The following is a 22,269-nucleotide window of genomic DNA, read 5'->3' on the forward strand; positions in this document are numbered from 1 at the left end:
TAGACGGGAAGTATAGATTAATAGGCGGGAAGATATTATTACAATGGATGAAAGACAAAGAAGAGAGCGAATAGAGCGCATGAGGCGCGAAAAAGAAAGACAGCTGCGCCGAAGACGGCGTCAGAAAATGCTGATCAAACGCTGCGTGGCTGTTGCGGCCTGTGTTGCGGTTGTCCTGCTGTGCATCAGTGCGGTGTGGGCGGTCGTCAAGCCGATGGTAAAGAACTCAGATACCTCGGGAAAAACGGACAAGGCTGTTATGGAAGTTGAGGCGGGGACCGAAGAAGAGGCGGAAACCGGTGAAACTGGAGGTGATGCAGCTGCCGGCGACGGCAGCGACGGCCAGGCACCTCAGGAGAACACAGATCAGACAGGGGCAGATATTCCGGCAGTAAAGACCGGGATGGCTGCTGATACAGTGACAAATTATGCTGTACCCGGCTGGCAGGTTGATGATAACGGCTGGTGGTATGCCAATGAGGACCGTACATATTATAAGAATGGCTGGTTGGAGATCGACGGTCAGAATTACTATTTTAATGCTGACGGATATATGCAGACCGGGTGGGCGGTTATCGGAAACAAGGGCTGCTATTTCAATGAAAACGGCGTATATGAGCCGGATAAAGAGTCCAAGATGATCGCGCTGACGTTCGATGACGGGCCGGGGAAATATACGAGTGAACTTCTCGATATTCTGGAGGCAAATGGGGCGAAGGCAACGTTCTTTATGCTGGGAGAGTGTATCGATGAATATGGAGCCGATACGATTCCGAGGATGAAGGAGCTGGGATGTGAACTTGGAAACCACTCTTTCAGCCATCCAAATCTGAAGAGCCTCGATGAGGCGGGGATCAAAGATCAGTTTGATCGGACAGACCAGGCGATCGCACAGTACGCGGGAGGCGATGTGGCGACACTGGCAAGAACGCCGTTCGGTTCTCAGGATGAGACGATCACCGGAGCGATCGGTAAGCCCTGTATCTACTGGAGTCTGGATACGCTTGACTGGGAGACAAAAAATGTGGATTCCAATATCGCGGCAGTCCTGGACAACGTGTCGGACGGTGAGATCGTGCTGATGCATGATATCTGGCCGACGACGGTAGAGTCCTGTAAGACGATCATACCGAAGCTGGTGGAACAGGGATATCAGCTCGTGACGGTCAGTGAGCTGGCCGCTGCAAAAGGCGTCAGCATGGAAGACGGCGTTACATATTATGATTTTTATCCGGGTAAAGATGCAACCGCTGGCGGAGCGGACTCGGATGAGGACCAGGAAGTCACAGACGAGAGTGAACCGGCAGCGTAAAATAACCCCATGTTTCTGATGAATGAATCAGAGACATGGGGTTTTTGCTGTGCTATGTTTTTACTTGGAAGCACGTTTACGCAGCCTTGCGTCCAGTATTTTTTTTCGGATGCGCAGGCTGTCCGGGGTGACTTCCAACAGCTCATCCTTATCGATGAATTCCAGTGCCTGCTCGAGACTCAATACACGCGGCGGAGTCAGCTTCAGCGCCTCATCGGCAGAAGAGGATCTCGTATTGGTGAGATGTTTTGTCTTACACACGTTGAGTTCGATATCTTCAGCCTTGCCATTCTGGCCGATGACCATTCCGGCGTATACCTTCTCGCCGGGACCGATGAAGAGTGTTCCGCGGTCCTGGGCTGAGAACAGTCCGTAAGTTACAGATTCACCCGATTCAAATGCGATCAGAGATCCCTGTTTTCGGTACTGGATGTCCCCTTTGTACGGACCGTATTCGTCGAAGACGGTATTCATGATACCATTTCCCTTGGTAGCCGTCATGAATTCCCCGCGGTAACCGATCAGACCGCGGGCGGGGATTGAGAATTCCAGCCGTGTAGATCCGTCACTGGCGAGACTCATACCCTGAAGCTCGCCTTTTCGTTCGCTCAGTTTCTGGATGACTGAACCGGAAAATTCCTCCGGAACGTCGATAAAGGCGATCTCCATAGGCTCCAGGAGCTGGCCGCGATCATTCTCCTTGTACAGTACTTCAGCTTTGCTGACGGCAAATTCGTAACCCTCACGGCGCATGTTTTCAATCAGCACAGACAGATGCAGCTCACCGCGGCCGGAGACTTTGAAACAGTCCGGTGATTCCGTATCTTCCACGCGAAGGCTCACGTCGGTGTTCAGCTCGCGCATCAGACGTTCGCGGATATGCCGGGAAGTGATAAATTTTCCTTCCTGTCCGGCAAGGGGACTGTCGTTGACCATAAACTGCATGGCGATCGTCGGTTCTGAAATCTTCTGGAACGGGATCGGCTGCGGATTTTCCGGATCACACAGGGTGTCTCCGATGTGAATATCTGAAATACCGGATATGGCGACGATGGATCCGATGCCGGCTTCTTTTACCTCTATTTTATTGAGTCCGTCAAACTCATACAGCTTACTGATCTTTACTTTCTTCTTTTTGGTGAGATCGTGGTCATTGACCAGCATGACATCCTGATTGACGGAGATACTTCCGTTATCAACTTTACCGACGCCGATACGTCCCACATATTCATTGTAGTCGATCGTACTGATCAAAAGCTGAGTTCCGGCGTCCGGATCGCCCTCCGGCGCGGGGATATGTGTGAGTATGGTGTCAAACAGGGGCTGCATATCCTGTGGCGTGTCATTCAGATCCCGCAGCGCATATCCTGATTTGGCAGAGGCAAACAAGAATGGGCAGTCCAGCTGCCTGTCGGAAGCTTCAAGGTCCATCAGCAGTTCCAGCACCTCATCCACCACCTCGTGGGGGCGGGCTTCAGGACGGTCGATCTTATTTACACATACGATCACATCCAGGTCCAGTTCCAGTGCCTTGCGAAGTACAAATTTTGTCTGCGGCATTGCACCTTCGAATGCGTCGACGACAAGGATAACGCCGTTTACCATTTTCAGGACTCGCTCTACCTCTCCTCCGAAATCCGCATGTCCGGGGGTGTCGATAATATTGATTTTAACATCTTTATATGAAACAGCTGTATTCTTGGAAAGAATCGTGATACCGCGCTCGCGCTCGATATCGTTAGAGTCCATGACACGTTCCTGAACCTCCTGATTTTCACGGAATACGCCGCTTTGCTTTAACAATTCATCTACCAGTGTCGTCTTGCCATGGTCTACGTGGGCGATAATGGCGACATTTCTTACATCTTCTCTCTTGATTTTCATGGTATTTCCTTCCTGAATTTATATATTTTCTGTGGGTTTTGGCCTAAACCCGCGAAATTACGTGGATTTCCTGACTATACAAGTCTACCACATTTTGTTCGGAATACAAGTAATTATGAAAAAAATTATTTTTTGGTTCTAATACGGAAAAAAATGGAATAGATATGATATAGACAAAATACAACGAAGAGGAAGGGGTACTATCATTCATGGCAGATAAGATTATTGAAAACAATCAGGTAGCAATTATGGGGAGGATCGCATCACAGTTTACGTTCAGCCACCAGGTGTTCGGCGAGGGCTTTTATCTGGTCGACGTGCTGGTCAGACGGTTAAGCGATTCGGAGGACCGGATTCCAGTCATGGTTTCCGAACGGCTCATCGATGTCACACAGGATTATGAGGGAGAGTATATCCAGGTGGCAGGGCAGTTCAGATCCTACAACCGGCACGAGGAGAAAAAGAACCGGCTGGTGCTTTCTGTCTTTGCCAGAGAAATCAGTTTTGTTGACGAAGAAGATGAATCGATGAAATCGAATCAGATCTTCCTGGACGGTTACATATGTAAACCGCCGGTTTACCGAAAAACACCACTGGGCCGCGAAATCGCAGACTTGCTGATCGCGGTAAACCGTCCATATGGAAAATCGGATTACATTCCCTGCATATGCTGGGGGAGAAACGCCAGATACGCATCCGCATTTCAGGTAGGAGGACACGTTCTCATCTGGGGAAGGATTCAAAGCAGAGAATACATGAAGAAGATCAGCGAGGACGAGACAGAGCGCAGGATCGCGTATGAAGTGTCTGTGAGTAAACTGGAGTACGTGGATTGACAAAAAAAATGAATAATGATATAGTTAGAACAATCAAATAATTTTGATAGAGGTCGCATTCTTAATCAGTAGCTTGTTGGATGTTTCGGAGACAGTGGAAGATAAGCAAAAGGGAAGAGTGCCGAAAGGATAGGATACCGGGATTTTATCCTTGGGCATATGGTGAATAACCATATGACTGTCATCATTTCTGATGGAGTGCTATCTGAAGTTCATGGACTATATGTATTCTTTGGAGGCGGCCTGACGAAGGGATCGCCTCTTTCTTTGAAATTATATGAAATTTTGATGGAAATTCTTATAATTTTAAAACCGCTCCGCGGGATCGCGCAGCAACCTGTTTTAACTCACAATAAGGAGGAATAAAAATGGCAATTTTTAAGGGAGCGGGTGTAGCCATTGTTACACCTATGCACGAAGATTTATCGATCAACTACGACAAGCTGGAGGAACTGCTGGAAGAACAGATTGCTGCGGGCACAGATGCGATCATCATCTGCGGCACGACCGGCGAATCCGCGACTTTGAGTGAAGAGGAACATCTGGAAGCCATTAAATTTACGATTGATAAGGTGGCGAAACGGATTCCCGTAATTGCAGGGACGGGTTCCAACAGTACACACACAGCAGTCAACATGTCAAAAGATGCCGCGGAATACGGCGCAGACGGACTGCTTATCGTTACGCCTTACTATAATAAGGGGACTCAGAACGGATTAATCAGACATTATACCACGATTGCAGAGGCGGCTAAAAAACCGATCATCATGTATAATGTGCCGAGCAGGACAGGGTGCAATATCCTGCCGCCAACGGTAGCGTCCCTGTTTAAAAATGCAGAGAATATTGTCGGGATCAAGGAAGCGACAGGAAATATATCTCAGGTTGCAAAAGTCATGGAACTGACAGACGGTAAGATCGATCTTTACTCGGGAAATGATGATCAGATCGTTCCGCTTCTATCACTCGGCGGCATCGGCGTTATTTCCGTACTGTCAAACATTGCTCCGAAGGAGACTCACGATATTGTCATGAAATATCTCGAGGGAGATGTTGCAGGCAGCCGTGATCTTCAGATCAGGGCAATTTCACTGATCGATGAGCTGTTCTGTGAGGTGAACCCGATTCCGGTGAAGGCGGCGATGAATCTTATGGGCAAAGAAGTAGGACCACTCCGCCTTCCGCTGACAGAGATGGAGCCGGCGAATCAGGCCAGACTTGCAGCAGCGATGAGAGACTTTGGACTGAATGTGGTAAACTGACATGTCCGCTGATGCGGATATCATCATGAACGAAAGGAACGACATGGTTAAGATTATAATGCACGGATGCAATGGCCATATGGGACAGGTGATCTCTGGTCTTGTAAAAGAAGATGAGGGAGCCGAGATCGTGGCTGGTATTGATGTAGTGGACAATCGGGACAATGGGTATCCGGTGTTTACTGATATGAATGAATGTGAAATTGAAGCCGACGCAATCATTGATTTTTCTACCGCGAAAGCAGCAGATGCAATATTGGATTACAGTGTCAGAAGACAGATTCCCATCGTGCTGTGTACAACCGGACTGTCAGAAGAACAGCTTCAGAAGGTGGAAGAAACTGCAAAAAAAGTTGCGGTTCTCAAATCTGCGAATATGTCACTGGGCATTAACATGCTGCTGAAACTTCTGAAAGAGGCGGCACAGCTTCTTGCACCCGCCGGCTTTGATATGGAGATCGTAGAGAGACATCACAAACTGAAGGTTGATGCGCCCAGCGGCACCGCGCTCGCACTGGCAGACAGTATCAATGAGGCGCTGGATCATGTTTATGAATATAAATATGACAGAAGCCAGGAACGTAAAAAAAGAGAGAAAAAGGAAATCGGTATCTCTGCGGTCCGCGGCGGAACAATCGTAGGAGACCATGAAGTGATCTTTGCGGGAGCCGATGAAGTGATTGAGTTCAGGCATACAGCCTATTCAAAAGCTATCTTTGGGAAGGGCGCTGTTCAGGCTGCAAAATTCCTGAAGGGAAAAGGACCGGGACGCTTTGAAATGAGCGACGTGATCAATGAAGCTTAAAAAATAAAAAAATGAATAAATTCTGACAGACACGTGTATATTAATAACATCGAAATCTGATAAGAGAAAGAAAAGGAGACGATATTATGAAGTGTATGAAGAAGTGGATGTTGGGATTGATGCTGGCAGCGATGGTATGTTTCATGGCGGGATGTGGTAACGCTGATAATACTGATAAAAACAATGCAGCCACAGAGGAAAATACCGACGGGACAGACAACGGTGCTGACAATAACAAGAACACCGGTAACGTGAACGATGCGACAGACGGCACAACGAACAATACCACGGACAATGCGACTACCGGAAATGACAACACCGGAAATGAAGCGGGAACCGGCGGACTGAATTCCGACGGCACCAATACGGACGGCACAACAGATAACAATAACAACAATGGCGATAACCTGGTAGAAGACGCCGGCGAAGGAATTGAAGACCTGGGACAGGGTGTGGAAGATCTCGGAAACGATGCGTCAGATAATGCACGTACCAATCCATAACCCGATGTAAGGTAGTTGCATGCTGCCGTTGCCGGATGGCGATGGCAGCATTTTAACGCCGGCATGAGCGTTGGGGGATGGAGGAAATAGTGTATGCGGTTTCGGCCATGCATTGATATACATAATGGAAAAGTAAAACAGATAGTGGGCGGAAGCCTGAAAGATCTGGGAGACCTGGCGCAGGAAAACTTTGTTTCTGCTCAGGACGCTGCGTTTTACGCCAGGCTTTACCAAAGCCGGGGAATCGACGGAGGCCATGTGATTCTGCTGAACCCGGAAGCCTCCCCGTACTACGGGCAGACAAAGCAGCAGGCACTGGACGCTCTGAGAGCATATCCGGGCGGACTGATGGCCGGAGGCGGTATCCATGCCGGAAATGCCGCTGAGTTTCTGGAGGTGGGGGCGAGTCATGTGATTGTGACCTCCTATGTATTCCGGGACGGAAGAATTTCCTGGGATAATCTGAACCGTATTGCAAAAGCTGCCGGACGGGAGCATCTGGTTCTTGACCTGAGCTGCAGGATGAGGGGCGGGAGCTATTACATCGTAACGGACCGGTGGCAGAGATTTACTGAAGTCGCAGTGACGGGGGAAGTTATGGACGAGCTGGCAGGCTACTGTGATGAATTCCTGATCCATGCAGTGGATGTAGAGGGAAAGGCATCGGGTATCGAGACGGATCTGGTGCGTATTCTGGCAGGGCATCGCAGGAACCCGATCACGTATGCGGGAGGCGTCGGCTGCTACGAAGATTTATATCAGCTGCGTGAGGCCGGGGAGAACAGGATCGATGTGACGGTGGGAAGCGCACTCGATCTGTTCGGAGGTCCCATGGAGTACGAACAAATTTTGAGGATATGCGATAATTAACAGTTTTAATGTAGAATAAAGAGAAGTTTTCTAAATTCTATTGCGAACAAATTAGACATGTATTATAATATGAATAATTACAGATGACGGCAGACGTTCCTGTCAATCGGCGTTGTCCGCACTGTAAAATACGAGCCAAAGGGGTTGACATCATGAATTTTATCATTAGTGGAAAGAATATCGAGGTTACTTCAGGACTGAAATCAGCCATCACAGAGAAACTGGGTAAGCTGGAGAGGTACTTTACACCGGAGACAGAAATCGTTGTTACATTAAGCGTGGAGAAAGAGCGCCAGAAAATTGAAGTGACAATCCCGGTAAAAGGAAATATCATCCGTTCAGAACAGGTCAGCAACGATATGTACGTATCGATCGATCTGGTAGAGGAGGTTATCGAGAGACAGCTGAGAAAGTATAAGAATAAGATCGTTGATAAACATCAGGACGGAGGAAATCTCCAGAAAGCCTTTATAGAGAAAGAAGCAGATGATGATGAAGAGGTAAAGATCATCCGCACGAAACGGTTCGGAATTAAACCGATGTATCCGGAAGATGCCTGCGTGCAGATGGAATTGCTCGGCCACAATTTCTTCGTGTTCTGCAATGCAGAGACAGAGGAAGTAAATGTAGTATATAAGAGGAAAGGGAACACGTACGGCTTGATAGAACCGGAGTTTTCCTGATAGACAGAGAGATAAACAGGATGCGTTGGCATCCTGTTTTTCAGTGAATGGCTGTGTTACACAATAAAACGCCGATAGAACTCTGAAAATTATAAATGAATATTTCTTTTTCGTGAACATTCTTAAGAATAACTTAAATATGTGTGTACACTATTGATTTTGGGGCTTTGTTACCGTATGCTGTAAGTAAGAAAAGAGTTTAAAGAGGTACGTATAAAAGAGCTGAAAAAATGGAAAAGAGGTGTGCAGTATGAAAGGAAAAACGAAAAGGTATGGAAAAGTCTTCATGTCACTGATCCTGGCACTGGGTATGATCTTCGGCAATATATCAGCAGTGCTGGCAGCTGATTATTCACTGGGTTCCGGTATTAAGACGGGTGATTCGAAACAGCTGCAGTCCGGCGATAAGATCACGGCCGGTTCCGACAGTGTATTTCAGGTTGTCCAAAATGGAAAGGTAGTTTATCCTTCTGAAGGAGCGATCAAGGGTTACGAGGATGAGGCGCAGACAAAAGAAAGCGGCAGGTCGTATGGAAAGGGTTCTTACACCTTGCCGGCAGCAGAATCCGGTAAGGTCTGGAATGCGGCTGCTGCACAGAATAAGGACTGGTTCTATGATGAGGCCAATGCGAAGATGCGCCAGGGCGCATATGTGATCACGCTGGAACAGACGGCAGAACCGAAGGAACAGCCGAAAGAGGAACCAAAGGAACAACCGAAGGAGGAACAGCAGGCTCCTCCTGTGAAAGCGGCGGTAGATGCCGAGACACCGGTAATTACGGGAAATCCTGCAGCTGCTACATATGATAAGGACGCACCTGCAGCAGCCCTCCGTGTCACGGCGTCGGTAAGCGACGGAGGGACACTGAGTTATCAGTGGTATCAGAGTACGGATGCTGCAGCAGCCGGAGATGCAATCCAGGGAGCGGTAAGCAGTGAGTATACACCGGGAACAGGAACGGCGGGCACCACCACGTATTATTACTGTGTGGTGACGAACACGAACGATGCGGCGACAGGCGAAATGACGGCGGCTGCTGTCAGCGCCAGAGCAGCGATTACGGTAAATGAACCGGCACCGCCGGTGGTAGATGCTGAGACTCCGGTAATCACAGGGAATCCTGCCGATGCCACATATGATAAAGGCACACCTGCAGCAGCCCTTGTTGTCACAGCGACGGTAAACGCAGGGAATCTGAGCTATCAGTGGTATCAGAGTGCGGATGCAGATTCTGACGGAACTGCAATCCAGGGAGCGGCAAGCAGTGAGTATACACCGGGAACAGAGACGGTAGGGACCACGTATTATTACTGTGTGGTGACAAATACCGACACTAATGTGGCAGGTTCACAGACGGCGACTGCCGAGAGTGGAAGAGCCGCCATTACGGTGAATGATACGCCGCTGATAATAAACGCTGCGACTCCAGACATTACGGCTGATCCGGTGGACGCCGCATACGATAAGGATGAAACAGCAAATCCGCTTAGCGTGACAGCAACAGTAACTGATGGCGGAACGCTGAGCTATCAGTGGTATCAGAGTGCGGATGCAGACTCTGACGGAACTGCAATCCAGGGAGCGACAAACAGCGAGTACACACCGGGAACAGGAACGGTGGGAACCACGTATTATTACTGTGTGGTGACGAACACAAACGATGCGGTTACGGGTGAAAAAACGGCGACGGTGGCGAGCGCAAGAGCAAGAGTTACAGTAAATGACAACCAGCCGGCGGCACCGCAGACGCCGCAGTTCACGGGTCATCCGCAGTCGAAAAAAGATTACAATAAAGGCGACACAGCGGTACCTCTCAGTGTCACGGCAGAAGTGACGGACGGCGGAGCTTTAAGCTACCAGTGGTATCAGAATACCTCCAATGATATCACAACCGGAACTAAAATTGAGGGTGCAACCGAGAAGCAATATACTCCGAAGACAGATAAGGCGGGTACGGTATATTACTACTGCATCGTAACGAATACGAAGGACCAAAAGACAGCGTCTGCATCGAGCAATGCAGCTGAAATCGTTGTGATGGATACGCAGAAGACGGATGCCAAAGCGCCGAAGATCACAGGAAATCCGAAAGGAGCATCGTACATTACGGATGCGGCCGCAAAGGCGCTGCAGGTAAAAGCCGAATCTTTGGACGGAGGGAAACTGTCATATCAGTGGTACTCCAACACAAAGAACAGCACCAAAGACGGAACGGCAATCAAGGATGCGACAGAGAGCACCTATACACCGTCCACTAAGAAAAACGGAACGGTATATTACTACTGTGTCGTGACAAACACGAATAAAGAGCTGAATGGCAATCAGACTGCGACCGCTGTCAGCGATACGGCGAAAATCGTGGTGAGCGCCAGGAAGAATGCGGAGACGCCTTCTGTAAGCGGACCGAACAATGCGACATATTATAAAGGCAAAGCCGCAAAGGCGATGGAAGTGAAAGCCAGCGTAAAAGACGGCGGAACATTGAGCTACCAGTGGTACTCCAACACGAAGAACAGCACCAAAGACGGAAGTGTGATCAAGGACGCAACGAAGAGCACATACACACCGTCCACCGCATCTGTCGGAACGACGTATTACTACTGTGTAGTCACTAATACCAACAAATCGGTAAACGGAGATCAGACGGTATCCATTACCAGCCGTGCGGCGAAGATTACGGTGAAGGCATCCACGTCAAAGGCAAGTCCTGTGAAACGTACGCTCAACACGAAGAGTACACGCGCGGCGAATGCAAAGACGGGAGACGAGACAAATCTTATGCTGTGGATCGCTCTTCTGGCGGCGGCAGGTATTGTGATTGCGGTTCTGGCAGTTAGGATAAAAAGAAACCGTAAATAGAAATTAGTTTGAACGGCATACAGTATTCCCAGCGGCGGACCGGTTTAAAACCGGTCCGCTTTATCTTTGATGATTCGGGGTTGACATACGTCTGTAACCTGTTATAATACTTTTATGCCTAAATAGTTTGAATTACAAAATATTTTTATATAAAATATTAATGAGTTCAAATAACGACAGGATATTCACGTTAGTATAATTTCATGACAAAGAGAGAGTAAAAATATGAGAGCGAGAATTTTGGGTACCGGAAGCTATCTGCCGGAGCATATTATGACAAACGATGATATCGCACAGCTGGTGGATACCAGTGACGACTGGATCAGAGAGAGAACCGGAATTAAAAAGAGGCATCTTACCGATCAGGGAACGGTATCCATGGCGGCGGAGGCCGTAAAAAAAGCTTTAGAGGCTGCGTCGGTGACCGCCGATGAACTGGATATGATACTGTTTGCAACTGTTACTCCGGATTATCTGTTTCCGAGCGCCGCTTGTCAGCTGCAGGATTCGATTGGTGCGGCCAACGCCGTCTGCATGGACATAAATGCGGCGTGTTCCGGCTTCGTATTTGCCCTGAATACGGCAGCGTCCTATATACAGTCCGGACTTTACGGGAAGATTCTGGTAGTGGGAGCGGAGACGCTTTCAAAAATTGTTGACTGGGAAGACAGAAGTACCTGCATTCTTTTCGGAGACGGCGCCGGAGCAGCTGTCATGGGTGCCGATGAAACGGGAATCGAATGTATGGATATGGGGTGCGACGGTTCGAAGGGCATGGTGCTTTACTGTGAAGGCAATCCGCTGCAGAATCCGCTCGTGAGCCATACCACGGATGGCAGGAAAATGCATATGGATGGACAGGCGGTCTTCAAATTTGCGATCCGCAAAGTGCCTGAGACGATTCGCAGGGTGCTCGAAAAGAGCGGCACTGATATAAAAGAGATCGATCATTTTATCATGCACCAGGCAAATCGGAGAATTCTGGCTTCCGCGGCAAAAACACTGAAGATCCCGAATGAGAAGATGCCGATGAATATGGATGGGTGCGGCAATATTGCTGCGGCAAGCATTCCAATCTTACTGGACGAGTACAGCAGGTCAGGAAAGATCAAAAGGGGAGACAGGGTCATCCTCTGCGCGTTCGGCGGAGGTCTGAGCTGGGGCAGTACGCTCATGACATGGTAGTAAGCGACCGAAAGGTCAGCATTACAATAAATAATTTATGAAAGATAAAAGGAGAACAAAAAGATGTTAGAAAAAATGAAAGAATTAATTGCAGAGCAGCTGGGTATCGATGCAGACAGCATTACACCGGAGAAATCCTTGAAAGATGATCTGAATGCGGATTCACTGGATCTGTTTGAACTGGTGACAAACCTTGAGGATACGTATGAAATCGAAATTCCGGCGGAAGACCTGGAGACTATGATAACTGTTCAGGATGTTATTGATTACCTGAAAAATAAAGGGATCGAAGAAGAATAAAATTGCGAAAGGCAGGTAGGCCATGAAAACAAGAGTGACGGACATACTGGGTACAGAATATCCTATCATCCAGGGCGGGATGGCCTGGGTGGCAGAACACCATCTGGCGGCGGCAGTTTCCAATGCGGGCGGACTGGGACTGATAGGCGCTGCAAATGCGCCGGCTGAGGTAGTCCGCGAAGAAATACGAAAGGTCAGGGAGCTGACGGACAAACCATTCGGAGTGAACATCATGCTGATCAGTCCGAGCGCGGATGAAGTAGCGCAGCTTGTGATGGAGGAAGAGGTTCCGGTCATTACGACGGGAGCCGGGAATCCGGAGAAATACATGAAGGTATGGAAAGAATCCGGCATGAAAGTAATTCCCGTTGTGGCAAGTGTTGCACTGGCGAAGCGTATGGAACGCTATGGAGCGGATGCCGTTGTGGCTGAAGGCTGCGAAGCGGGCGGACATATTGGGGAACAGACAACCATGACACTTATACCGCAGGTTGCAGATGCTGTTGAGATACCGGTGATCGGAGCAGGCGGAGTCGGCGACGGCAGAGGTATGGCGGCTATGTTTCTGCTGGGTGCAGAGGGTGTCCAGATCGGTACACGTTTTGTCGTATCTGATGAGTCTATCGTGCACGAGAATTATAAAGAGCGGATTGTAAAGTCAAAGGATATCGACAGCGTTGTGACAGGCCGCTCTACGGGACATCCGGTCCGTTCTCTGAGAAACCAGAACACGAAGGAGTATCTGAAAAAAGAGCAGGAAGGCGCTTCCTTTGAAGAGCTGGAGCTTCTGACACTCGGTTCACTGCGCAGAGCGGTACTTGAAGGGGATACGAAAAACGGAAGTGTGATGGCAGGACAGATTGCGGGACTGATCAAACAGCGTCAGACGTGTAAGGAAATCATCGAAGAGCTCGTAAAAGAGACCGAGGCTCTGTTAAAAGGAGCGGAAAAATGGGAAAAATAGCATATATCTTCCCCGGGCAGGGAGCACAGAAGGCCGGCATGGGAAAAGATTTTTATGAAAATTCCCCGGTCTCCAAAGCGGTTTTTGAGAAGGCAGGAGAACTGTTGGGATTTTCCATGGAGGAGCTCTGCTTTGAGGAAAACGACCGTCTGGACATCACGGAGTACACGCAGGCAGCTATGGTCACTGCCAGCGCTGCGATGCTGCGCGAACTGCAGGAACGCGGATTCGCTCCGGACGTGACGGCGGGATTGAGCCTCGGGGAGTACTGTGCACTTGTCTGCTGCGGCGCGATGAGTTTTGAGGATGCCGTACAGGTTGTCCGTCAGAGGGGAATTCTGATGCAGGAGGCTGTTCCGGCAGGACTCGGCGGGATGGCGGCTGTGATGGGTCTGACTGCTGAGACGATCGAACAGGTGCTGAACGATATTCCGGGTGTTCAGATCGCCAATTATAATTGCCCGGGTCAGATTGTGATATCCGGAGAAAAGAAAGCAGTGGATACCGCGTCGGCGGCTCTGAAGGATGCCGGCGCCAAAAGAGTGGTGTCATTGAATGTGAGCGGACCGTTTCATTCAGAGATGCTGAGAGAAGCGGGAGGCAGACTGGGACAGGTGCTGGAGACTGTGGAGGTCTGCGGACATGAGATCCCGTATGTAACGAATGTGACCGCGTCTTATGTGACCGGAACAGATGAGATCAAAGACCTGCTGATTCGTCAGGTCAGCAGCTCCGTGCGCTGGCAGCAGAGCGTGGAAGCGATGATTGCAGACGGTGTTACACATTTTGTGGAGATCGGTCCGGGACGGACACTCGCATCGTTTGTGAAGAAGATTTGCAGAGACGCGGCCGTCTACAATGTGGAAAAATGGGAACAGCTTGACGGATTACAGGAATTTTATCGGCAGGCGGGTAAATAAAGGAGAATGACTATGTTGGAGAATCAGGTAGCTATCGTAACGGGCGGTGCCAGGGGAATCGGGCGCGCGATCGCACTCGCACTGGCAGCGGAAGGTGCGTATGTCGTCGTAAATTACGCGAGTTCCTCCCAGAGGGCGCAGGAAGTGGTGAAAGAAATCCAGGAAAAAGGCGGCCAGGCGGAAGCAGGGCACTGCAACGTCGCGGACGGCGCAGCGGTAGAAGCATGGTTCGCTGATATCATGGCTCGTCTGGGAAGGATTGACATCCTGGTAAATAATGCAGGCATCACGAAGGACGGACTGCTCATGCGTATGAGCGAAGAGGATTTTACCAGAGTGCTGGATACAAACCTGACAGGTGCATTTCACTGCTGCAAATGGGCGGTGAAGACGATGATCCGCCAGCGGGGCGGGAAAATCATAAATATTTCTTCTGTATCCGGCGTATCGGGAAACGCAGGACAGGTCAATTACAGTGCTTCCAAGGCGGGGCTGATCGGAATGACAAAGTCGATTGCCAGGGAAGTGGCTTCCAGGGGAATCACCGTGAATGCGGTGGCTCCGGGATTTATCGAGACGGATATGACAGAGGTACTTTCTGAGAAAGTGAAAGAAGGGGCAAAGGCTCAGATTCCGCTGAAGGACTTTGGCAAACCGGAGGATGTGGCAGATGCGGTTGTATTTCTGGCATCGGATAAGAGCCGGTATATTACCGGACAGGTGCTGCATGTAGACGGCGGAATGGTGATGTAAGATAATTAAAGGAGAAAATCCATGAGAAGAGTTGTTGTTACGGGGATGGGAGCCATCACCCCGATCGGAAACAGTGTCGATGCATTCTGGAAAGGCGTGAAGAGCCAGACCGTGGGTATCGGAGAGATTACAAAGTTTGATGTGTCGGATTACAAAGTGAAAATTGCAGCGGAAGTCAAAGACTTTGACGCGAAAGAATATATGGATGCCAAAGCGGCGAAGCGTATGGAGGCATTTTGCCAGTACGCGGTTGCGGCGTCCAAAGAAGCAGTGCAGGATTCAGGCATTCATATGGAAGAGGAAGACCCATATATGGTAGGCATCAGCATCGGATCGGGAATCGGAAGCCTGCAGACCGTAGAACGGGAATTTCAGAAACTGCTGAAGGGCGGCCCCAGAAAAGTCAGTCCGATGATGGTGCCGATGATGATCAGCAACATGGCAGCCGGAAATGTCAGCATTCAGCTTGGCTGTAAAGGTAAGAGTATCAATGTGGTCACGGCATGCGCGACAGGCACTCATTCCATCGGCGAGGCATTTCGGACGATCCAGTATGGGGATGCGGACGTGATGCTGGCGGGCGGTGCGGAGAGTTCAATCACGCCGATCGGTGTGTCTGGATTTTCATCGCTGACGGCGCTTACGGCAGCAACTGATCCCATGCGCGCGTCGATTCCGTTTGATAAGGAGAGAAGCGGTTTCGTGATCGGAGAGGGCGCCGGGGTAGTCGTGCTGGAAGAACTGGAGCATGCAAAAAAAAGAAATGCGAGAATTTATGCGGAAATCGTCGGATACGGCGCTACGAGCGATGCGTATCATATCACGTCCCCGATCGAGGACGGAAGCGGAGCCGCAAAAGCCATGGAGAAGGCGATGAATGATGCCGGAATCGGGGCAGAAGACGTGGATTATATCAATGCGCACGGAACGAGCACACATCACAATGACCTGTTCGAGACGAAGGCGATCAAACTGGCGCTTGGAGCGGCGGCGGAGAAAGTAAAGATCAGTTCTACAAAGTCCATGATCGGACATCTGCTCGGTGCAGCGGGCGGCGTGGAGTTTATCACCTGCGTGAAATCCATACAGGACGGTTATCTTCATCCGACCGTAGGGTATCAGGTACCGGATGAAGAATGTGATCTGGATTACATCACAGGAGGCCCTGTGGAGCAGGCGGTTGACTGCTGTCTCACGAATTCTCTGGGGTTCGGCGGACATAACGCGACGCTCTGTGTCAGAAAATATCGCGGGCAGGAGGATGCATAAATGGAAGCAGAACAGATTATACGTTTGATTGAGACTGTCTCAGCCTCTTCACTCTCGGAGTTTGAATATCAGGAAGGCGATGTAAGACTCGTTTTAAAGGCGGAGAAACAGGTTGTCACGGCGGTACCGGCAGCGGCAGCGCCGGCGGCAGTACCCGCTTCGATCGAGGAAACAGCGGTCGTTGATGATGGAACCCTGATCAAATCCCCGCTTGTGGGGACATTCTACAGCGCACCGTCGGAGGATGCACAGGCGTTTGTGCAGGCGGGTGACACTGTGAAAAAAGGACAGGTGATCGGGATCATCGAGACCATGAAGCTGATGAATGAGATCGAATGTGACAGGGACGGCGTGATCGCCGAAATCCTGATTGAAAATGAGCAGGTGGTAGAATACGGACAGCCGCTGTTTCGGATTGGATAAGGAGGCACAGCATGGCATTTGGAATCAAAGAGATTGAAGAGATTATCCCGCACCGTCATCCGTTTCTGCTGATCGACCGCATCGATGAACTGGAACCGGGTGTGCGCGCAGAAGGGATCAAGAATGTGACATTTAAGGAAGACTTTTTTGCAGGCCATTTCCCGGAGGAACCGGTGATGCCGGGTGTGCTGATCGTAGAAGCGCTCGCACAGGTGGGAGCTGTCGCGATCTTAAGTGTGGAAGAGAACAAAGGAAAGACTGCGTTTTTCGGGGGAATGGACAAGGTAAAATTCCGCAGGAAAGTAGTGCCGGGAGACACGCTCCATCTGGAATGTGAGATCATAAAACAAAAAGGACCGATCGGTGTGGGCCGCGCAGTGGCGACGGTTGACGGCAAGACGGCGGTTTCCGCCGACATGACATTTGTGGTGGGATAGGTGATTGCATGATTAAAAAAGTATTGATTGCAAACCGCGGTGAGATAGCGGTGCGCATTATCCGGGCATGCCGGGAGATGGGAATTTCAACGGTTGCCGTGTACTCGGAGGCGGACCGGGATGCCCTGCATACCCTGCTGGCGGACGAAGCCATCTGCATCGGGCCGGCTCCCTCCAAGGAAAGCTATCTGAACATGGAACGTATCTTAAGCGCAACGATTACCATGGAGGCGGATGCTATTCATCCCGGATTTGGATTCCTTTCGGAAAACAGCAAATTTGCGCAGATGTGTGAAAAGTGCGGCATCACATTTATCGGACCGAAAAGCGATGTGATCGCCCGTATGGGAAATAAGGCGGAAGCCAGAAACACCATGATTACGGCGCATGTCCCGGTCGTTCCGGGGAGTACGGAACCGATTCTGGATGTGAAAAAAGGGAAAAAAGCCGCTGCTGATATCGGATATCCCGTGATGATCAAGGCAGCATCCGGAGGGGGCGGCCGCGGAATGCGGGTAGCCATGACACCGGAGGAATTTGACGTACAGTTCCAGACGGCACAGCGGGAGGCAGAGCAGGGTTTTTCCGATCCTACGATGTACATCGAGCGCTTCGTGCTGGAGCCGCGGCATATCGAATTTCAGATTCTTGCGGACAGCTATGGTAACGTGGTACATCTCGGGGAACGTGACTGTTCCGTGCAGCGGCGTCATCAGAAGATGATCGAGGAATCACCGAGTCCCGCTATCTCCGAAGAGCTCCGCGCCGAGATGGGCGCAGCTGCCGTGAAAGCGGCTCTTGCGGCGGGCTATGAAAATGCCGGAACGATCGAGTTTCTGGTGGATAAGAACAGAGATTTCTTTTTTATAGAGATGAATACAAGGATTCAGGTGGAGCATCCGGTGACGGAGGCCGTGACGGGACTGGACCTGATCAAAGAACAGATCCGGATCGCATCAGGTGAGAAGCTTTCGTTTTCACAGGGTGACATTTGCCTGAAAGGGCATGCAATGGAATGCAGAATCAACGCGGAAAATCCGGAAAAAAACTTTATGCCGTGTCCTGGAACGATAAAGGACAGTCATTTCCCGGGAGGAAACGGCATTCGGATCGACAGTGCGGTGTACAACGGATATCAGATCCCGCCGAACTATGATTCCATGATTGCCAAAGTGATTGTTCACGGCGAAAGCCGCAGGGAGGCGCTGCAGAAAATGCGTTCAGCGCTTGATGAGATGGTCATAGAAGGTGTGGATACAAATAAGGAATATCAGATGCAGATCATTGAACACCCGGTTTTCCGGGAGGGAAAACAGGACACCTCATTTATTGAGAAATATCTGTAGCCGTGGAGGTAATGATGTTAAAGAATTTATTACGGAAATCTCCGTCCAATATGAATATGAAAAAGGGAGAGGAGACGCCGGATGTGCTGAAGACTCTCTGGGCAAAATGCAGCAAGTGCGGCGAGCTGGTTTACCGGGATGATGTGCGTGCCAATTATTATATTTGCCCAAAATGTGGCGGATATTTCCGTCTGAATATCAAACGCCGGTTGAAAATGACAGTGGACAGCGGCAGTTTTGAGGAATGGGATACGGACCTTGAGACCGGTAATCCGCTGCAGTTCGAAGGATACGAAGAGAAGATCAAGGCGGCGCAGGAAAAGACATCACTCGCGGAGGGTGTTGTGACAGGTAAAGCTGCCATTGAAGGACTTACCTGTGCCATTGGCGTTATTGATGCCCGGTTTCTGATGGGAAGCATGGGCTATGTCGTCGGAGAAAAAATCACGCGCATGGTTGAACGCGCGACTGCGCTTAAGCTTCCGGCCGTGATGTTCTGCTGTTCAGGAGGAGCCAGAATGCAGGAGGGAATGGTCTCTCTGATGCAGATGGCGAAGACTTCAGCGGCATTAAAAAGACACAGCAATGAGGGGCTGCTGTATATCTCTGTTCTGACGGATCCTACCACAGGAGGCGTGACGGCGAGTTTTGCAATGCTTGGAGATGTGATCCTGGCAGAGCCGAAAGCACTGATCGGATTTGCGGGACCGCGTGTCATCGAACAGACGATCCGGCAGAAGCTGCCGGAAGGATTCCAACGTTCGGAATTTCTGCTTGACCATGGGTTTGTCGATAAGATCGTGGAGCGTGCCGATATGAGGAAAACGCTTGCGGATATCATACGAATGCATACGCTTTCAGAAAAAGCATCTGCGCCTGCCGAGGCAGAACTGGTAAAATCACGCAAACGCAGGGAAGACCGGGATGCCTGGAGTGTGGTGGAGACCTCCAGACGCGCAGACCGTCTGACGGCGATTGACTATATTGATAATATTTTTACGGATTTCATAGAATTCCATGGTGACCGTTACTGCAAGGATGACGGTGCAGTCATCGGGGGGATTGCAATGCTGGGTGCGACACCGGTCACGGTCATCGGACAGCAAAAAGGGAAAAACCTGAAGGATAATCTGGTCCGGAACTTCGGGATGCCGTCTCCGGATGGATACCGTAAGGCGCTCAGACTGATGAAACAGGCAGAGAAATTCCACCGCCCGGTGATCTGCTTTGTAGATACGCCGGGAGCGTTCTGCGGACTGGAGGCAGAGGAGCGCGGCCAGGGCAGGGCGATCGCTGATAACCTGTTCGAAATGTCGGATCTGAAGACGCCGATCCTTTCCGTGGTAATCGGTGAGGGCGGAAGCGGCGGTGCGCTTGCCATGGCTGTAGCAGATGAAGTCTGGATGATGGAAAATGCAGTCTACTCGATTCTGTCTCCGGAGGGGTTTGCGTCCATTCTGTGGAAGGACAGCAAAAAAGCAAACGAAGCTGCCGGTGTCATGAAAATCACGGCAGATGACCTGTTGGGTCTTGGCATTATTGAGAAAGTGATACCGGAGGAAAAACCGGCATGCCGGGAGAACCAGCGGCAGATATGCAGAATGCTGCGTGCGGAGATACGAAGTTTTCTGGTGCGTTTCCAGGGACAGACAGACAGTGAGCTTCTGGATCACCGTTACCAGCGTTTCCGCAGCATGTAACGAGTGCAGGAATAGAGAGGGAAAAATTAATGACAGAGCAAAAACCTTTGAGGATCGGGGATCTGACGGTGCCCCTTCCGTTGATTCAGGGAGGGATGGGTGTCGGAGTCAGCCTTTCGGGACTGGCTGGCGCCGTAGCGAAAAGCGGCGGTATCGGCCTGATCTCCACGGCACAGATCGGCTTTCGGGACCCGGAATTTCGTAAAAACCCGATTGAGACAAATCTGCGGGTGATGAAGGAAGAACTGGACAAAGCCCGTGCGATTGCGCCGAAGGGAATTCTGGGATTTAATATCATGGTGGCGACAAAACGCTACGAAGATTACGTAAAAGCAGCTCTGAAGGCGGGAGCCGACATTATCGTATCGGGGGCTGGCCTTCCGGTGGATCTGCCGAAATACGCAAAAGGTTTTAAGACGAAGCTTGCGCCGATCGTGTCTTCTCTGAAAGCGGCAAAACTGATTTGCAAGCTCTGGGACCGCCGTTATCAGACGACGCCCGATCTTGTGGTGATCGAAGGGCCAAAGGCGGGAGGTCATCTGGGTTTCTCGGAGGAGGAGCTTAAAACATATACGGATGCCAGCTATGAGGAAGAGATAAAGAAGATCATCAGCGCAGTCAGAGAGTGTGGCGAAAAATACCACAAAGAGATACCGGTGGTTGTGGCAGGCGGTATTTACAATGGAGATGATGTGCAGCACATGCTGGAAGAGGTCGGAGCAGATGGAGTTCAGGTGGGGACCAGATTCGTGACGACGGAGGAATGTGATGCCCCGATGTCTTACAAAGAGCGGTACCTGAATGCAAAAGAAGAAGACATTGTGATTACGAAAAGCCCGGTAGGCATGCCGGGACGTGCGATCAGAAATTCTTTTTTAACAGCGGACCATACGCAGGAGAATCGCCAGGGGGAATGCCTGCAATGTCTGGAGAAATGTAATCCGGCGCAGATTCCTTACTGTATCACGCAGGCACTCGTAAATGCAGTCACGGAAAAGACGGAACAGGCACTGCTTTTCTGCGGCAGCAATGCGTATCGCAGTGAGCGGATGGAGACAGTGCCGCGGGTGATTGCAGATTTGTTCGGATTTGCTTGTAATCCGGCATAAAACCATGTATCATTAATATGTACGAAAGCTGCAGTCTGAATGAAGGAGGTACCCATGGAAAAGAGCTATCGCGCCCTGAATGATGTTCTGGTGAATCTGTTTAACGACATTATGGATATTGAGCAGGATGCCATCATTACCGGGGAATTCTGCGACATTACAAACAATGATATGCATATTATCGAAGCGGTAGGCGTGGATCAGCCGATGAATATGTCATCGATTGCAAAAAAGATGCTGGTTACCATGGGCACACTGACGATTTCCATGAACAGCCTTGTGAAAAAGGGATATGTGATGAGAGAACGCAGTGAAGAAGACCGGCGTGTGGTGTTTATCCGACTGACGGAAAAAGGGAAGCGGGCATATTACCATCATGAAGCTTTTCACAGAGAGATGATCGAGGCTGTGGTAAAGGGACTTGCTGAGGATGAGAAGGAGATACTGGTCACATCGCTCACTCAGCTGAAAGATTTCTTTATGAATTATAAAAAGAAGCATAAAAACAGTTGACAAAAACTGAGAAATTTATATAATCATTTTTAGAGTGTGAGAGAGGTCACACGAAGGGGTACACCACCGCGGGTGTATTCTTTCGTGTGGCCTTTTTCATATGTCTTTTGAAAAACATCAGGAGGTGAAAGGTTTGATTTTTGTTAACGGAGAAGAGAAACAGTTCAGTGAGAGCATGCAGCTTGACAGGCTTTTGACGGAACTGGGGTATGACATGACGCGCGTCGCAGCTGAATTAAATCAGGAGATTGTTCCCAGAGGCAGTTATGGTTCGGTGACTGTAAATGATGGAGATCATCTGGAAGTTGTGAGATTTGTCGGGGGAGGATGATGCT

Annotated in this window: 22 protein-coding genes and 1 riboswitch; of the genes, 21 read left to right on the forward strand and 1 reads right to left on the reverse strand. The window is 50.0% G+C overall.

The window, feature by feature from the left end; translation table 11 throughout:
* Positions 1 to 43: 43 nt before the first annotated feature.
* Positions 44 to 1,312, forward strand: a complete 1,269-nt coding sequence (locus tag NQ502_RS11625) for a polysaccharide deacetylase family protein (protein WP_083963273.1) — start codon at positions 44 to 46, stop codon at positions 1,310 to 1,312.
* A 60-nt stretch (positions 1,313 to 1,372) separates the two neighbouring features.
* Here the strand turns inward: NQ502_RS11625 and typA are convergent, their stop codons facing one another.
* A complete protein-coding gene (gene typA, locus NQ502_RS11630; protein ID WP_028528562.1) occupies positions 1,373 to 3,196 on the reverse strand; it encodes a translational GTPase TypA in 1,824 nt (607 codons plus the stop codon).
* A gap of 209 nt (positions 3,197 to 3,405) precedes the next feature.
* Between typA and NQ502_RS11635 the strand changes: the two genes are divergently transcribed.
* The 20 genes from NQ502_RS11635 to thiS all read left to right on the forward strand — a co-directional run bounded on the left by NQ502_RS11635 (position 3,406) and on the right by thiS (position 22,265).
* Positions 3,406 to 4,032 carry a single-stranded DNA-binding protein gene (locus NQ502_RS11635; protein WP_028528561.1) on the forward strand — a complete coding sequence of 209 codons (627 nt, stop codon included), beginning with the start codon at positions 3,406 to 3,408 and terminating at the stop codon, positions 4,030 to 4,032.
* A gap of 39 nt (positions 4,033 to 4,071) precedes the next feature.
* Positions 4,072 to 4,244: riboswitch (Lysine riboswitch) on the forward strand.
* 156 nt (positions 4,245 to 4,400) lie between these two features.
* Entirely contained in the window at positions 4,401 to 5,294 is an 894-nt protein-coding gene (gene dapA, locus NQ502_RS11640) for a 4-hydroxy-tetrahydrodipicolinate synthase (RefSeq protein WP_028528559.1), read from the forward strand.
* Positions 5,295 to 5,337: 43 nt separating this feature from the next.
* Positions 5,338 to 6,099: a 4-hydroxy-tetrahydrodipicolinate reductase gene (dapB, locus tag NQ502_RS11645; protein WP_028528558.1), complete on the forward strand. Its 762-nt coding sequence runs from the start codon at positions 5,338 to 5,340 to the stop codon at positions 6,097 to 6,099.
* Between the two features lie 86 nt (positions 6,100 to 6,185).
* Positions 6,186 to 6,602: a hypothetical protein gene (locus NQ502_RS11650; protein WP_028528557.1), complete on the forward strand. Its 417-nt coding sequence runs from the start codon at positions 6,186 to 6,188 to the stop codon at positions 6,600 to 6,602.
* Positions 6,603 to 6,695: 93 nt separating this feature from the next.
* A complete protein-coding gene (gene hisA, locus NQ502_RS11655) occupies positions 6,696 to 7,472 on the forward strand; it encodes a phosphoribosylformimino-5-aminoimidazole carboxamide ribotide isomerase (RefSeq protein WP_028528556.1) in 777 nt (258 codons plus the stop codon).
* A gap of 152 nt (positions 7,473 to 7,624) precedes the next feature.
* A complete protein-coding gene (gene hpf, locus NQ502_RS11660) occupies positions 7,625 to 8,155 on the forward strand; it encodes a ribosome hibernation-promoting factor, HPF/YfiA family (RefSeq protein WP_028528555.1) in 531 nt (176 codons plus the stop codon).
* A 250-nt stretch (positions 8,156 to 8,405) separates the two neighbouring features.
* Complete coding sequence (locus NQ502_RS11665) at positions 8,406 to 11,015, forward strand: hypothetical protein (protein ID WP_028528554.1); 2,610 nt, start codon at positions 8,406 to 8,408, stop codon at positions 11,013 to 11,015.
* A 225-nt stretch (positions 11,016 to 11,240) separates the two neighbouring features.
* Positions 11,241 to 12,200 carry a beta-ketoacyl-ACP synthase III gene (locus tag NQ502_RS11670; RefSeq protein WP_028528553.1) on the forward strand — a complete coding sequence of 320 codons (960 nt, stop codon included), beginning with the start codon at positions 11,241 to 11,243 and terminating at the stop codon, positions 12,198 to 12,200.
* A gap of 63 nt (positions 12,201 to 12,263) precedes the next feature.
* Entirely contained in the window at positions 12,264 to 12,500 is a 237-nt protein-coding gene (acpP, locus tag NQ502_RS11675) for an acyl carrier protein (RefSeq protein ID WP_028528552.1), read from the forward strand.
* A gap of 22 nt (positions 12,501 to 12,522) precedes the next feature.
* The gene (gene fabK, locus NQ502_RS11680; protein WP_028528551.1) at positions 12,523 to 13,464 is read left to right on the forward strand and encodes an enoyl-[acyl-carrier-protein] reductase FabK; all 942 of its coding nucleotides are present in this window, start codon (positions 12,523 to 12,525) and stop codon (positions 13,462 to 13,464) included.
* A complete protein-coding gene (fabD, locus tag NQ502_RS11685; protein ID WP_028528550.1) occupies positions 13,452 to 14,384 on the forward strand; it encodes an ACP S-malonyltransferase in 933 nt (310 codons plus the stop codon). The genes fabK and fabD overlap by 13 nt, the downstream gene beginning before the upstream one ends.
* 12 nt (positions 14,385 to 14,396) lie before the next feature.
* Positions 14,397 to 15,137 carry a 3-oxoacyl-[acyl-carrier-protein] reductase gene (gene fabG, locus NQ502_RS11690; protein WP_028528549.1) on the forward strand — a complete coding sequence of 247 codons (741 nt, stop codon included), beginning with the start codon at positions 14,397 to 14,399 and terminating at the stop codon, positions 15,135 to 15,137.
* Between the two features lie 21 nt (positions 15,138 to 15,158).
* Positions 15,159 to 16,406 carry a beta-ketoacyl-ACP synthase II gene (gene fabF, locus NQ502_RS11695; protein WP_028528548.1) on the forward strand — a complete coding sequence of 416 codons (1,248 nt, stop codon included), beginning with the start codon at positions 15,159 to 15,161 and terminating at the stop codon, positions 16,404 to 16,406.
* A complete protein-coding gene (gene accB / locus NQ502_RS11700; protein WP_028528547.1) occupies positions 16,407 to 16,829 on the forward strand; it encodes an acetyl-CoA carboxylase biotin carboxyl carrier protein in 423 nt (140 codons plus the stop codon). It begins immediately after the preceding gene.
* 11 nt (positions 16,830 to 16,840) lie between these two features.
* A complete protein-coding gene (fabZ, locus tag NQ502_RS11705; RefSeq protein WP_028528546.1) occupies positions 16,841 to 17,266 on the forward strand; it encodes a 3-hydroxyacyl-ACP dehydratase FabZ in 426 nt (141 codons plus the stop codon).
* Between the two features lie 8 nt (positions 17,267 to 17,274).
* Positions 17,275 to 18,612, forward strand: coding sequence for an acetyl-CoA carboxylase biotin carboxylase subunit (locus NQ502_RS11710; RefSeq protein WP_028528545.1), 1,338 nt, complete (start codon positions 17,275 to 17,277; stop codon positions 18,610 to 18,612).
* Between the two features lie 14 nt (positions 18,613 to 18,626).
* Positions 18,627 to 20,312 carry an acetyl-CoA carboxylase carboxyl transferase subunit gene (locus tag NQ502_RS11715; RefSeq protein WP_028528544.1) on the forward strand — a complete coding sequence of 562 codons (1,686 nt, stop codon included), beginning with the start codon at positions 18,627 to 18,629 and terminating at the stop codon, positions 20,310 to 20,312.
* Between the two features lie 29 nt (positions 20,313 to 20,341).
* On the forward strand, positions 20,342 to 21,421 hold the full coding sequence (locus tag NQ502_RS11720; protein WP_028528543.1) for an NAD(P)H-dependent flavin oxidoreductase: 1,080 nt from the start codon (positions 20,342 to 20,344) through the stop codon (positions 21,419 to 21,421).
* Between the two features lie 54 nt (positions 21,422 to 21,475).
* Positions 21,476 to 21,934: a MarR family winged helix-turn-helix transcriptional regulator gene (locus tag NQ502_RS11725; RefSeq protein ID WP_242830260.1), complete on the forward strand. Its 459-nt coding sequence runs from the start codon at positions 21,476 to 21,478 to the stop codon at positions 21,932 to 21,934.
* A gap of 133 nt (positions 21,935 to 22,067) precedes the next feature.
* Positions 22,068 to 22,265, forward strand: coding sequence for a sulfur carrier protein ThiS (gene thiS / locus NQ502_RS11730; protein ID WP_028528541.1), 198 nt, complete (start codon positions 22,068 to 22,070; stop codon positions 22,263 to 22,265).
* Positions 22,266 to 22,269: the final 4 nt, after the last annotated feature.

The organism is Ruminococcus gauvreauii, assembly GCF_025151995.1.
Taxonomy (GTDB): domain Bacteria; phylum Bacillota; class Clostridia; order Lachnospirales; family Lachnospiraceae; genus Ruminococcus_G; species Ruminococcus_G gauvreauii.

Bases quoted from the DNA above. Each gene is read 5' to 3' on its own strand.
- NQ502_RS11635 (WP_028528561.1), top strand. From the start codon at position 3,406: ATGGCAGATAAGATTATTGAAAACAATCAGGTAGCAATTATGGGGAGG.
- fabG (WP_028528549.1), top strand. From the start codon at position 14,397: ATGTTGGAGAATCAGGTAGCTATCGTAACGGGCGGTGCCAGGGGAATC.
- NQ502_RS11720 (WP_028528543.1), top strand. From the start codon at position 20,342: ATGACAGAGCAAAAACCTTTGAGGATCGGGGATCTGACGGTGCCCCTT.
- fabK (WP_028528551.1), top strand. From the start codon at position 12,523: ATGAAAACAAGAGTGACGGACATACTGGGTACAGAATATCCTATCATC.
- NQ502_RS11725 (WP_242830260.1), top strand. From the start codon at position 21,476: ATGGAAAAGAGCTATCGCGCCCTGAATGATGTTCTGGTGAATCTGTTT.
- hisA (WP_028528556.1), top strand. From the start codon at position 6,696: ATGCGGTTTCGGCCATGCATTGATATACATAATGGAAAAGTAAAACAG.
- dapB (WP_028528558.1), top strand. From the start codon at position 5,338: ATGGTTAAGATTATAATGCACGGATGCAATGGCCATATGGGACAGGTG.
- accB (WP_028528547.1), top strand. From the start codon at position 16,407: ATGGAAGCAGAACAGATTATACGTTTGATTGAGACTGTCTCAGCCTCT.
- fabZ (WP_028528546.1), top strand. From the start codon at position 16,841: ATGGCATTTGGAATCAAAGAGATTGAAGAGATTATCCCGCACCGTCAT.
- NQ502_RS11670 (WP_028528553.1), top strand. From the start codon at position 11,241: ATGAGAGCGAGAATTTTGGGTACCGGAAGCTATCTGCCGGAGCATATT.
- hpf (WP_028528555.1), top strand. From the start codon at position 7,625: ATGAATTTTATCATTAGTGGAAAGAATATCGAGGTTACTTCAGGACTG.
- fabD (WP_028528550.1), top strand. From the start codon at position 13,452: ATGGGAAAAATAGCATATATCTTCCCCGGGCAGGGAGCACAGAAGGCC.
- NQ502_RS11650 (WP_028528557.1), top strand. From the start codon at position 6,186: ATGAAGTGTATGAAGAAGTGGATGTTGGGATTGATGCTGGCAGCGATG.
- typA (WP_028528562.1), bottom strand. From the start codon at position 3,196: ATGAAAATCAAGAGAGAAGATGTAAGAAATGTCGCCATTATCGCCCAC.
- NQ502_RS11625 (WP_083963273.1), top strand. From the start codon at position 44: ATGGATGAAAGACAAAGAAGAGAGCGAATAGAGCGCATGAGGCGCGAA.
- fabF (WP_028528548.1), top strand. From the start codon at position 15,159: ATGAGAAGAGTTGTTGTTACGGGGATGGGAGCCATCACCCCGATCGGA.
- dapA (WP_028528559.1), top strand. From the start codon at position 4,401: ATGGCAATTTTTAAGGGAGCGGGTGTAGCCATTGTTACACCTATGCAC.
- NQ502_RS11710 (WP_028528545.1), top strand. From the start codon at position 17,275: ATGATTAAAAAAGTATTGATTGCAAACCGCGGTGAGATAGCGGTGCGC.
- NQ502_RS11715 (WP_028528544.1), top strand. From the start codon at position 18,627: ATGTTAAAGAATTTATTACGGAAATCTCCGTCCAATATGAATATGAAA.
- acpP (WP_028528552.1), top strand. From the start codon at position 12,264: ATGTTAGAAAAAATGAAAGAATTAATTGCAGAGCAGCTGGGTATCGAT.
- NQ502_RS11665 (WP_028528554.1), top strand. From the start codon at position 8,406: ATGAAAGGAAAAACGAAAAGGTATGGAAAAGTCTTCATGTCACTGATC.